This window comes from Actinacidiphila acidipaludis (genome assembly GCF_019890725.1).
In the GTDB taxonomy this organism is placed as follows: Bacteria; Actinomycetota; Actinomycetes; order Streptomycetales; family Streptomycetaceae; genus Actinacidiphila; species Actinacidiphila acidipaludis.
Genome location: NZ_JAINZZ010000051.1, coordinates 44,463 through 56,329, shown reverse-complemented (window position 1 = coordinate 56,329; position 11,867 = coordinate 44,463). Strand labels below are relative to the sequence as shown.

Annotated in this window: 9 protein-coding genes and 4 pseudogenes; 9 read left to right on the top strand and 4 right to left on the bottom strand. The window is 68.2% G+C overall.

Annotation, left to right across the window (positions count from 1 at the left end):
- A partial coding sequence (locus K7862_RS28815; protein ID WP_222967587.1) for a zinc-binding dehydrogenase occupies positions 1-218 on the top strand: 218 nt, incomplete at its 5' end.
- A 109-nt stretch (positions 219-327) separates the two neighbouring features.
- Here the strand turns inward: K7862_RS28815 and K7862_RS28810 are convergent.
- Positions 328-684: a winged helix-turn-helix transcriptional regulator gene (locus K7862_RS28810; RefSeq protein ID WP_222967585.1), complete on the bottom strand. Its 357-nt coding sequence runs from the start codon at positions 682-684 to the stop codon at positions 328-330.
- Positions 685-821: 137 nt separating this feature from the next.
- Here K7862_RS28810 and K7862_RS28805 point away from each other — a divergent pair, with 137 nt between their 5' ends.
- The 5 genes and pseudogenes from K7862_RS28805 to K7862_RS28790 all read left to right on the top strand — a co-directional run.
- Positions 822-1,853, top strand: coding sequence for a zinc-binding alcohol dehydrogenase family protein (locus K7862_RS28805; RefSeq protein ID WP_222967583.1), 1,032 nt, complete (start codon positions 822-824; stop codon positions 1,851-1,853).
- 157 nt (positions 1,854-2,010) lie between these two features.
- The gene (locus K7862_RS28800) at positions 2,011-2,472 is read left to right on the top strand and encodes a hypothetical protein (protein ID WP_222967581.1); all 462 of its coding nucleotides are present in this window, start codon (positions 2,011-2,013) and stop codon (positions 2,470-2,472) included.
- A 61-nt stretch (positions 2,473-2,533) separates the two neighbouring features.
- Positions 2,534-2,719 (top strand): annotated as a pseudogene (locus tag K7862_RS37900) (IS21 family transposase); the annotation flags it as partial.
- An 86-nt stretch (positions 2,720-2,805) separates the two neighbouring features.
- Positions 2,806-3,615, top strand: coding sequence for a Mu transposase domain-containing protein (locus tag K7862_RS28795; RefSeq protein ID WP_262413983.1), 810 nt, complete (start codon positions 2,806-2,808; stop codon positions 3,613-3,615).
- 54 nt (positions 3,616-3,669) lie between these two features.
- Positions 3,670-4,173, top strand: a pseudogene (locus K7862_RS28790) (ATP-binding protein); the annotation flags it as partial.
- 207 nt (positions 4,174-4,380) lie between these two features.
- Here K7862_RS28790 and K7862_RS28785 read toward each other — a convergent pair.
- The 3 genes and pseudogenes from K7862_RS28785 to K7862_RS28775 all read right to left on the bottom strand — a co-directional run.
- Positions 4,381-5,174 (bottom strand): IS5 family transposase gene (locus K7862_RS28785; RefSeq protein ID WP_443611935.1). Its coding sequence is split into 2 segments (ribosomal slippage): positions 4,381-4,842 and positions 4,845-5,174, totalling 792 coding nucleotides; the frame shifts between segments, so codons are not numbered across the junction.
- A gap of 72 nt (positions 5,175-5,246) precedes the next feature.
- Positions 5,247-5,408 (bottom strand): hypothetical protein, encoded by a 162-nt coding sequence (locus K7862_RS28780; RefSeq protein WP_222967579.1) that lies wholly within the window; start codon positions 5,406-5,408, stop codon positions 5,247-5,249.
- A gap of 169 nt (positions 5,409-5,577) precedes the next feature.
- Positions 5,578-6,361, bottom strand: a pseudogene (locus K7862_RS28775) (IS256 family transposase); the annotation flags it as partial.
- 920 nt (positions 6,362-7,281) lie between these two features.
- Between K7862_RS28775 and K7862_RS28770 the strand changes: the two are divergent.
- The 3 genes and pseudogenes from K7862_RS28770 (at position 7,282) to K7862_RS28760 (ending at position 11,668) form a co-directional block, all read left to right on the top strand.
- Positions 7,282-10,395 carry an RHS repeat-associated core domain-containing protein gene (locus K7862_RS28770; protein ID WP_222967578.1) on the top strand — a complete coding sequence of 1,038 codons (3,114 nt, stop codon included), beginning with the start codon at positions 7,282-7,284 and terminating at the stop codon, positions 10,393-10,395.
- Between the two features lie 344 nt (positions 10,396-10,739).
- Positions 10,740-10,856: pseudogene (locus K7862_RS28765) on the top strand (transposase); the annotation flags it as partial.
- A 143-nt stretch (positions 10,857-10,999) separates the two neighbouring features.
- Positions 11,000-11,668, top strand: coding sequence for a DUF6000 family protein (locus tag K7862_RS28760; RefSeq protein ID WP_222967577.1), 669 nt, complete (start codon positions 11,000-11,002; stop codon positions 11,666-11,668).
- Positions 11,669-11,867: the final 199 nt, after the last annotated feature.

Below are 11,867 nucleotides of genomic sequence, written 5' to 3'. Positions count from 1 at the left end.
TCTGCACCATCGCCGCGCAGGTCGAGGGCGTGGCCGCGGCCAACGGCGCGAACGCGGTCCCCGGAGCCCTGGAGGAGATCGCCCGCCTGGTCGCCGAAGGCCGACTGCGGGTGCCGATCGCAGCGAGGTTCCCGATCGAGCAGATCCGCCGTGCGGTCGAACTCCAGGCCGGCCGGCACGTGCAGGGCAAGATCGTCATCGACCTCCGCGCCGAGTAGACCGAGCCGCCGCGGCGACGAACGCGAGGGCGGCACGGCGACTCCTGACTGCACCGCACCGCCAACGCCGCGCCGAGCTCCGGCGGACGCCCGCGACTGCTGGGTGCCGTCAGCCGATCTCGTCGATGTGGTCCTCCACCCAGCCGCGCAGTTGCGCCAAGGGGCCCGCCACGCTGCGGCCGAGGTCCGTCAGTTCGTACTCGACGTGCAGCGGTACCGCGGGGTAGACGGTCCGCTCCACGAAGCCCCGCTGCTGAAGGCGGCGCAGTGTCGCGGTGAGCACCTTGGGGCTCACCCCCTCCAGCCGTTTCTGCAGGGCGCCGAAACGCTGTGGCCCCTCCTCCATGGCTCCGATCGCCAGCGCCGACCACTTGTTGGCCAGGAGGTCGAGCACGTCCCGGCACGGACATTGGGCGGCGTACACGTCGTGATGGTCGTGCCGCTGGGACTCGCAGAGCGTCACCATGGGCCCGCCCTTCCTGGCTTCACCGCTCCCACCCAAACACTTCCCCAGGGATAGTAGTGTCCCTTGCGGGTTACTACCTCCTCGGAAGTACGTTGGTGGCGCAGGACGCACCCGCGCCGCCCTCAGGAGGAACAGTCATGACCCGGCTCCCGCAGGCCATGCCCGCCGTCGCCTACCGCACGAGCCTGCCGGTGGACGACGCGGACAGTCTCGTGGACACGACCCTGCCGGTACCGCGGCCGGGGCCGCGCGACCTGCTCGTGCGGGTCGAGGCGGTCGCGGTCAACCCGGTCGACTACAAGATCCGGCAGAGCACCGACCCGGGCGGCGAGCCCAAGGTCCTGGGCTGGGACGCGGCCGGCACCGTTGTCGCCGTCGGTGAGGAGGTCGAGTCGTTCCAGGTGGGCGACGACGTCTTCTACGCAGGCGCCCTCGACCGGCCGGGTGCCAATTCACTCTTCCACGCGGTGGACGAGCGGATCGTCGGCCACAAGCCCGCCTCGCTGTCCTTCGCCGGCGCCGCGGCGCTGCCACTCACCTCCCTGACCGCATGGGAAGGCCTCTTCGAGCACCTCGGACTGCACGCCGCCGCCCCCAAACAGACCGGCACCCTGCTGGTCACCGCCGCCGCCGGCGGTGTCGGTGCGATGGTCTGCCAGCTGGCCCGCGCCCTGACCAGCCTGACGGTGATCGGCACCGCGTCCCGTCCCGAGACCGCGGAGTTCGCACGGCGCTTCGGAGCCGTGCACACCGTCGACCACCGCGAGGCGCTCGTCCCGCAGGTGCACCACATCGCCCCCGACGGACTGGACTTCGTCTTCGGCACCATCGCCACCGACCACAACCTGGCCGCCTACGCCGAACTCGTCAAACCCTTCGGGCACATCGTGGCCATCGACGACTTCGGCCAGCTCGAGATCGGCCTGCTGAAGTCCAAGAGCATCGCCTTCCACTGGGAGTTCATGTTCACCCGGTCCCTGCACCGCACCGCCGACCTGGCCGAGCAGGGGCGCATCCTCGATCAGGTCGCCCGGCTGGTCGACGCCGGGATCCTCGCCACCACGGCCGCCACCGACCTGGGGAAGGTCAACGCCGAGCACCTGCGCGAGGCACACCGCGTCCTGGAGTCGGGCAAGGCCATCGGCAAGATCACGATGACCGGTTTCTGACCGGCGCCCGGGGGGGGCGGCGAGGAAGCGCGACACCCGCACCACAACAACCGCCTACGACTGGGAGAAAGCCCTCCCCGTCTCGACCACGGACGATCCGGGCGGCCTGAACACCACCAAGACCACCGCCTACGACGACCAGGGCCGACCGGTCGAGGTGACGCAACCGAAGTCCACCGGCAGCGACGCGGCAGCGACCGTCACGACCTACTACGCGGCAACCGGTACCGGCGCGTGCAACGGCCGGCCGGAATGGGCCGGGCTCCTGTGCTCCACCGCGCCCGCCGGCGCCATCACCGGCGGCGCATCGAACCCGGACCAACGGCCCACCACGACCACCGAGTACGACCGGTACGGCAACCCATCCAAGATCACCGAGACCGCCAACGGGATCACCCGGACAACCACCAACACCTATGACGCCGCGGAGCGCAAGACCGCGACAACCCTCACCGGCGGAGCGGGCACCGCAGTCCCCGACTCGACACGCCTTGAGGCGTTCGGCTGGCTCCACCGTTACAACACCCGACGCCGCCACTCCCGCCTCGGACAGCGCAGCCCGATGGCCTACGAAACAGCGACCAGAACAGCATCAACTACGCTGACACCAGCCGCATAACCCGTGTCCAGAATCCGGGGTCAAGGCCCCTGGCAAACGCCACCGGATCTGGGCTTTCGTGATGGTGCTGCCCTGCTCGCGGCACATGTTCGTGCGCCCGGTGATCCATATGGACCAGCATGCCTGGACCGAATCGCACGCCGAGGCGTTCCGTTTCTTCGGAGGCGTCCCGCGCCGACTGGTGCCGGACAACCTCAAGACCGGGGTCGACAGGCCCGACCTCTACGACCCGAAGATCAACAAGGCTTATGCCGAACTCGCCTTCTACTACGGGGCTCTGGTCGACCCGGCCAGGGCCGTGCACCCCAAGGACAAGCCGCGGGTCGAGCGCCGATGCCCTACGTTCGCGACTCGTTCTGGAGCGGCCGCCAGTTCACCTCCCTCGAACACATGCAGGCCGAGGCCCTGGTCTGGGTCAGGGAGATCGCCGGCGGTCGGCAGTGCAGGCCGCTGGGCGGGGCCGCCCCGCTGACGGTCTTCGACGCGGTCGAGGCCCCGGCCTTGCTGCCGCTGCCGGACAAGCCCTTCGTGCTCGCCCGCTGGTCCACCGCCACCGTCGGCCCCGACATCCACGTCAAGATCGGCCGCACCCTCTACTCGGTGCCCTGGAAGCTGATCGGCCGCCCCGTCGACGTCCGCTCCACCGCGACCATGGTCCAGGTCTTCCACGAGGGCCAGCTCGTCAAGACCCACGCCGCCCTGGAACAGGGAAAACGCACCGACAAGGCGGACTACCCGCCGGAGAAGATCGCGTTCCAGATGAAGACCCCTCTCTGGTGCCGGACCCAAGCATCGGAGGTCGGGGACCGCTGCCGGGAGGTGGTCGACCAGCTGCTGGAGATCAACGCGCTCTACCGGCTCCGCGCCGCCCAGGGAGTCCTCGGGCTGCGGGAGTACAGCGACACCCGCCTGGAGGCCGCCTGCGCGAAGGCCCTGACTGTCGGCGACCCGTCCTACCACACGATCAAGGGCATCCTGATCGCAGGCACCGAGACCGACCCCGAGCCGGAGACCGGCGACGCCGGCGCGGCGGCCTTCCTCCACGGCCCCGAGGGTCTGTTCCCCGCCGACATCCCCACCCAGACACTGGGCGCGCTCCGCGAGGACCAGGGCCACGACGACGCCGAGGAGACCGTGCGATGAGCGTGATGGAACACTGCCCTGCGCGAGTCGCTGAAGGTGCTCCGACTGTCCGGGATGCTGGAGACCCTCGACGCCCGCCTGGCCCAGGCCCAGGGCGGAGAGCTCGGCCACCTGGACTTCCTCCAGGTCCTGTGTCAGGACGAGATCACCCGCCGTGAGACCGTCGCCTTCCAACGCCGTCTGCATCGGGCGAAGTTCGAGCAGCAGGTGACCTTGGAGGAGTTCGACATCGCCGCCTCCTCGAAGCTCCCCGCCGCGCAGATCCGGGACCTGGCGGCCCTGCGCTGGCTCCACGCCGGGGAGTCCGTAATTTTGTTCGGGCCGGTGGGTGTCGGCAAGACCCATATCGCCCCGGCGCTCGGGCATCTCGCCGTCCGCCAGGGCGCGAACGTCCGCTTCGCGAAGACCAGCCGGATCGTGGCCGAGCTCGCCGGCGGACATGCGGACCGCACCTGGGACAAACGCATGCGCGAGCTGATCCGCCCCGACGTCCTGATCCTCGACGACTTCGCCATGCGCCAGATGACCGCCGCTCAGGCCGACGACCTCTACGAGCTGGTCAGCGAGCGGCAAGGACGCTCCCTGATCATCACCAGCAACCGGGCGCCGAGCGACTGGTATCCCCCTGTTCCCCAACCCCGTCGTCGCCGAATCGCTCCTGGACCGGCTGATCAACACCAGCCATCAGGTCATCATGAACGGCCCCAGTTACCGCCCCAACAAGCGGCCCAAGAACCCTTCGGAGAAGGGAAGTTAGAAGTCGTCTCATTTGGTGAGTCTGCGGTAGCAGATGAGGGTGCAGGCGATGCTGGTGAAGGCGAGGAAGTGCTCGGCTTTGCGTTCGTATCGGCGGTGCAGGCGGCGGCAGCCGGCGAGCCAGGCCATGGTGCGTTCGACGGTCCAGCGGTGACGGCCGAGTCGTTGAGAGGACTCGATGCCTTTGCGGGCGATGCGGTGGGTGATGCCGCGTAAGGCGAGCCATCGGCGCAGGTGGTTGTAGTCGTAGCCCTTGTCCGCGTAGAGTTTGGCGGGACGCTGGCGACGCGGACCGCGGCGGGAGCGGATCGGCGGGATGCCGCAGACCAGTGGGATCAGGGCTTGACTGTCGTGGAGGTTCGCCCCCGAGATCCCGACGGATATGGGCAGGCCAGACCGCTCGGTGATCAAGTAGATCTTCGAGCCGTACTTGCCCCGATCCACAGGATTCGGACCTGTCAGGTCCCCCTTTTCATGGCCCTCATGTTCACCGAGTCGATCGCGCAGCGACTCCAGTCCAGCCCACCGCGCGCGCCGAGTTCGTCCAGGACCAGGCGGTGGAGCTTCGCCCACACCCGGCCCTTGCTCCACTCGGTGAACCGGCGGTGAGCCGTGGGCCCCGAAGGCCCGAAGGAAGGCGGCAACTGCCGCCATGTACAGCCGGAGGTGGCGACGAACACGATGGCCGCCAGCACCTCACGATCGCCGTAACGACGCCGACCGCCACCCTGCGGCCGCGACGGCGCAGGCGGCACTACCCGCTGGAACAACTCCCACAGCTCATCCGGCACCAAGCGCTCCACGATCCCCACGGCCGCAGACTACCGAACCCCCAAATGAGACGACTTCTTAGCCCAGTCATCCTGCTGCGAGGCTCAGACGCTCGGCAAGTAGGCGTCCTGGGACTGCGGATCCCACAGGACCAATCGGTACTCCCCGGCCAGCTCCTCGATCATCTTGATTGCGTCGTCACTCTTGGAGGAGAAGCTCAGGTTCATGATCACGTGGTCGATGCCGACCGCCAACGGCGTCGACATCCAGGGCGAGTCCGTCGGACGGGGCGGGCAGTCGGGGAACTCAGAGCGCAGACGCTCATAGAACCCGACTATCCGCTCATCCAGCTCACCCTCGTCATGATGCGAGCAATAGTCAAGAGTTGTGGGTGAGCTGATTCTTCAGCTCTGCCTGCGGTGGTTGAGGGTGGCCTTCGCGGTGTTGCGGATCCGCTTGGTGCGACCGGCTTCGGCGCCACAGGCCCATGGCACCGTCGCCGATGACCAGCTCGGGGTCGCGCATGCCGCGGCGGCGGCAGTCGCGCAGCAGGTCGGCCCACGACTCGGTGGACTCGCGCAAGCCCTCGGCCAGGGCGATCAGTTCCTTCGTGCCGTCCAGCCGGACCCCGAGCAGGACCAGGACGCACGAGTGGGCCTGGCCGAGGCGGACCTTGGGGGTGCACGCCGTCCGCCCAGACCTAGACGAAGTCGCGGTCGGACAGGTCCCGGTCTTGGAAGGCGGCGTGGTCATCGCTCCACTGCTTCGTCAGCCGGGTGACGGTCGTGGGCGATAGGCCGGCCGTGCCGCCGAGGAACTGCTCCAGCGCCGGGACGAAGTCACCGGAAGACAAGCCGTGCAGGTAGAGCAGCGGCAGCACCTCGGAGATCTTCGGGGACTTACGGCACCACGGCGGAAGGATCTTCGAGGAGAACCGCTTGCGCTCGCCGGTCTCATCGTCAACGCGGCGGTCGTTGATCCGCGGGGCCTTGACCTCGACCGGGCCAGCGGCGGTAACCACGATCCTCGCCCTGTGGTGGCCGTTGCGGACCACGAGACGTCGGCCGTACTCGTCGGTCTCGGCCGACAACTCGGCTATGTACTGGTTGACTTCCGCTTCCAGCGCGGCGGCCAGCATCCGGCGGGCGCCTTCCCGCACGATCTCGTCGATCAAGGAGCCGGACTGGGAGGAGCCGTCGTCGGTGACTACGCTGAGCACGGGCGTGCCTTCCCGACCCGCGCTGCAACGCGGGCCTACTCGGAGACCTTAAGGATCATCGGGAAGGTACGCCCTCCGCGTGCCCTCCCGAAACCGATCCACAAGTCCTGAGCATTGCTCTCATGATGCAGGGAGTTGCACCGTTCGAACATTGCACGCGCTGCCGCGGCATCAGCCGAAGCATCCATTGCAAGTACCGCAAGGTCGAAGCTCATGGCGTCATCCTCCGAAGACGCCCCTTCATGCTCCTCTGCCCGCTCACCGCGGAAAGCTACGTCCCGGCCCGCGACCGGCCCGCGCGACCAGGCCGGCATCAACGATCTCCCAAGCCAAGCTCCTCTCGATCATCGGTGAGTGGAGGCTCGGATTCCGGGGTGGAGATCACGTCGCAGTGTTGCCCCGGGACTGAGCTGGAGTGATGCGACATTTCGTGGGGTGGGGATGTCGCTTTGGCGTGACGGAGAGGCGAAGCGGAGGGCGGCACTCTGGCTGGTTCTGGGCGCCGTAGACGATCAATTACGGGGAAACGTCGTCGCGGCGCACTGTGCTCCGGTGGGAGTTTGTGGCCGCTTGTGGTCGCCGCTGTGGCGGCCGAGCACTTCCTAGGGGGGAAGATGAGCAACACTCCTGGCACAGGCATGCCCTCGCACGCCTACCGCCGTCTACGACACGCGCTGACCACCACCACCGCCGTGCTCGCAGTGGTCGCCGCAGGCCTGAGTGCCACTGCCATACCCGCCTCGGCCGCACCGGAAAGCGTGAAGCCGTCGCAGGAGCCGGTTGGACTGACCAGCGCTCCGCGTTCGCAGGCGTCGGCCCAGCCGCGGTCGGCCGCCGTCGTGCGGTCCGGCCTGCCGCGACGCACCGCGGCAGCTCCGCCGACCGAACCGGTGCGGCCGTTCGGTCCCCATACACAAGGTGTGGCAAAAACCCTGAACACCACGGTGGACGCGGAGAGCTTCGGTGAAGTGCCCTGGCACGGGTTTTCCACCATCCGCTTGGATGACGCCCTGGTCGCCAAGATCGATCTGTATGACGGCGACCTGCTCCTCGATGCCACGTGGATGGACCTGCCCGTGGCTGGACGCAGCCTCGAGTACACCAACACCACGCCGTCGTGGAACAGCTCGCCATGGGGCAACTGGGACCGTCACCTGTACTTCTGGCAGGACGCCAACGGGAATCACACGCAGGACGGCGACATCAGCGTGTATGAGGACCACGGCGAGCCGGTGCAGTTCGCCCGAAACACCGACGGAAGCTACAGCCTCGACTCACCGGGCTACCGGGAGACGCTGACCAAGAACAGCGACGGGACCTACACCGTCGCCCACACCGACACGGGCCTGAAGGACACCTACAAGCCCAACGCCGACACCGTCAACCAGGGCGATCTGATCTCAAGCACAGATCGAAACGGCAACACCACCAGAGTCAGTTACTACACCACCACGACCCCGGGCAACTACACGTACAACATCGGCTACCGCCTCACCGACCAACGCACCGGTCACTACATCGACGCCCAGCCCGGACCTGCAGGATTCACCCTCACCGACGGCACCGGCCGCACCGCTATCGACTCCTGCGCCACCGCCACGCAGTGCACCTTCACCGACACCGCGGGCAAGCGAACCGTCTACGACTACGACAGCGACGGGCGGGTCATCAAGGTCACCACGCCCGAGGGCCGCGAGACGACTTTCACCTACGACGACGGCAACTCCATCACCTCATTCACCCGCGTCACCGACAACGTCACCGGCGCAGGCCAGACCACGTTGATCAACTACGGTGACGCCGACCCGTATCCGACCACGATCACCGACCCGCTGCAGCACGCCACGAGCTACGTCACCGATGACGACGGCGCGGTCACCAAGGTCACCGACGCCCTGGGCCACACCCGTTCCCACAGCTACGACGCCAACCACAACGAGACCACCGCGGTCGACGCGATGGGCACCGGCAGCACCGCTGGCAACACCACCACCTACGGCTGGACCAACAACAACCTCACGTCCGCGGCCATGCCGATGGGCGCCACGGCCACGCTGGCCGGCTACGCCTCGCACGGCGGCGCCCAGCTGCCCGGTTCGCTGACCGACCCGCAGGGCTCGACCACCGCCTACAGCTACGACAGCGCCGGCAACCTGCTCCAGGTCAAGGACACCACCTCCGGCGGCACCGGAGCGAACTGGACCTACACCTACCAGGGCGGCAGCACCGACTGCGGCGGCTTCACCGGACAGCGCTGCACCGCCACCGATCCCAACGGCAACACCACGCACTTCGCCTACAACACCGGCGACCTGGTCACGATGACCCCGCCCGCACCATTGGGCAAGACCACATACACCTACGACAGCCGCGACCGGATCCACACCGCGACCGACGGCCGCAACATCACCACCACCTACACGTACGACGACCGCGACCGCGTCACCAAGGTCGCCACCGCGCACACCACCACCGTCCTGACGTACGACGGCGACGGCAATCTCCTGCAGCAGACCGACGCCTCCGGCACCACGAAGTACACCTACGACGCGCTTGGCCGGGAGAACTGGCGGCAGCTGCCCTCCGGTGAACAGTCCTCGCTCGGCTACGACGCGGGCGGCAACACCGCCACGTTCACTGACCCCGCGGGAACCGTGGTCTACCGGTACGACGAGGCCAACCGCCTGAAGTCGCTGACCGAGCCCGGTGGCGCGCAGACCACCTACCTGTACGACAACGACGACCACCGCACCAGGACCACTTACCCCGGTAACACCACGCTCGCCACCACCTGGGACAACGACGGCCGCCCCAGCACCGTCACAGGCGCCAACGGCTCCACCACACTGTCGAAGTACACCTACGCCTACACCAGCGGTCCGTCAGGCAAGGACGGCGCGAAGGTGAGTAAGCGCACCGACAACGCCGGCGCCGCCATCGCCTACGCCTACGACACCCAGGGCCGCCTGACGCGTGCGGTGGAGACCAACTCCGGCGGAACCACGACGGCTGGCTGGCTGTACTGCTACGACGCCGGCGGCAACCTGCAGAACGCCGTCAGTAGCGGAGTCACCTCGAGCAGCAACTGCTCCGGCACCCGCGTCTTCCAGTACACCGCCAACGCCGCCAACGAACTGTCCGGCGCGGGCATCGCCAGCCCCAACAACTGGGGCTACGACGCCGACGGCAACGAAACAGGCACCGACACCCCCGCCGCCACACCACGCTCCGGCGAGACCTGGACCGACCTGAACCAGAACTCGGCGCTCACCGTCGCAGGCTCCACCTACACCGCCACCTACTCGGGCACCGGCTCTAGCGAACGCACCACTCTGGCCGGCCCGAGCAGCACCACCGCCTTCTCCCACACGGCGCTCGGCCTCACCACGGCCACCACCACGGGCGGCAGCGGCGCCGGCACCACGCGCTTCATCCGCGAGCCCGGGGGCACCCTCACCGGTATGACCACGGCCGCCGGCACCGACTACTACCTCACCGACGCGCAAGGCTCGGTCACCGCAGTCGTCGACAACGCCGGCCACCAGGTCGCCGCCTACACCTACACCCCCTACGGCGCCCCACGCACCACCACCGGCACCCTCAACCAGCCCAACCGCTACACCGGCGCCTACCTCGACCCCTCCGGCCTCTACAACCTGGGCGCCCGCTCCTACGACCCGACCCTGGGCCGATTCACGCAGCCCGACCCCAGCGGCAAGGAAGCCAACCCCTACGCCTACACCGCCGGCGATCCGATCAACTACACCGACCCCAAAGGCACGTTCAGTCTCAGCGACCTCGACGGCGTCATCGGGCACATCTCCGACGCCAAGGACGCCTACTCCATCACAACTGACCTGATCTCCGGCGACATCGAAGGCGCCGCTCGCGGCACGGCGAGCCTGACCGCCGGATTCATCGTCGGAGCGATCTGCGAGGCCGCCACCGGCCCCGAATCGGGATTCGTCTCAACCCTGGGATGCTTCGCAGCCGGATACGACACGAGCACCGGTATCGAGCATTGGCTGTCCTGACCAACCCAACCATGCCGCCCACGAAAGTCCGACCCACGACCGGAGAGGAGTCCGCGTGACGAAGCTAGGAAGAGCGCTGGAGAACGCTGAGGACGCTACCCGCGGGCGCCCCTGGACCAACCTGATAGGCGCCTTCGTCATCATTTACCTCGTGGTCGCCGTAGCGCTCACCATCGGCGGAACCTCCCCCGCGAAGGCGTGGCTGGGCCCACTCCCCGTCCTGGTCGCCGTAGGAATCGGCATGGGGCTGGCTCGCTCTCGTAACCGGAAAGCTTCGTAGTCAGGCCCCGAACACGGGCCACCAGCGACTGCAGCGCGGTGGGCGGTCATAACCTGACCGTCCACCGCCTCGCCCCGCAGGGCAAGTGGTCAACGGAGTGCTGTGGCGCCTGCGAAGCGGGGCGCCGTGGCGCGATCTGCCGTCGCGATGCGATCCCTGGCAGACCGTCTACCGACGCTTCGCCATGCCTGCCGGAGGGGGTGCCTATCGCGCTAGTTTGCCTGGTCTGGCAACCGACGGGTGTCCTCAGCGAGGAGGGCGATGCTTCCACTCCATCCCGTTCACCTTCTTTGGCGCAGGTGGGACGCCCTGTACGGCATCGTGGTGGAGACTCTCACGCGACAGCCGGACATAGCGCTGGAACTGCGGGTGACGCGCCGGTACGTGAAGGCGCACGGGCGGTACTGGTACGTGTTCACCGGGGCGGCCCTGGCCCTGCCATTGCCGCGCCTGCGGCTCTTCCAGCGCAGACTGCGGCGGGACGCCCGCCGCGCCACCGTGCGAGAGCTGGAGACCCTGCTCCGCCTGGGGTGGCGTGAACGTGCGGTGGGTTTGTGGCTCGTCGCCGCAGGCCGACGCGCGGACCTGCGCACCCGCTTGGCAGAGATGGCAGTGGAGGACTACCCGGACGACCCGTCAAACCTCGCGCTGGCGGCGGCCTGCCTCGGCGAGGACCAGGACGCCCGGACACTGGTGCGGTACCTGCGCATCGGACTGCCCCGGGGTGACGAGCACGGACCGCACCTGGCCCTTGCCGCGCTTGTCCATCTCGACGGCCGTCTCGGCACCCGGCACGCACAGGAGTTCCTCACTGCCGGCGGGCCCTGGGAGCGCTACGCGGGCCGCACCGCAGACCTCGGCGAGCTGCGCCGATCGATCGACGATTACCTCGCCTTGTTCTCGGGCGGGTGCCCCGCCTCGCGCGACGAACTAGTCGGCCGGGGGGTCTATCCGCCCGGCTGGCGGGGCTGGCACCTGCCACCGCTGTACTGAACTCCGCCGCGACCGCCCGCACCCGCTCGCCCCGGGATCCCCGACCGCAAGGCCGCGTCCGTCCGACCGTGACGAGCGGCAGGAAGCGCCGAAGGTCCGGTGTTCTCCGGTGCCTGTAGTTGGCGCCTTGGTGGCAGCGGGTGGGCGTGGATCGGTGTGGATTGCCCTGCTGTCATGAGTTGGCCAGGCGGCTGCCGCT

Coding starts and splice junctions, on each gene's coding strand:
- K7862_RS28795 (WP_262413983.1), top strand. CDS start 2,806: ATGCCCTACGTTCGCGACTCGTTCTGGAGCGGCCGCCAGTTCACCTCC.
- K7862_RS28805 (WP_222967583.1), top strand. CDS start 822: ATGACCCGGCTCCCGCAGGCCATGCCCGCCGTCGCCTACCGCACGAGC.
- K7862_RS28780 (WP_222967579.1), bottom strand. CDS start 5,408: ATGTCGACGCCGTTGGCGGTCGGCATCGACCACGTGATCATGAACCTG.
- K7862_RS28810 (WP_222967585.1), bottom strand. CDS start 684: ATGGTGACGCTCTGCGAGTCCCAGCGGCACGACCATCACGACGTGTAC.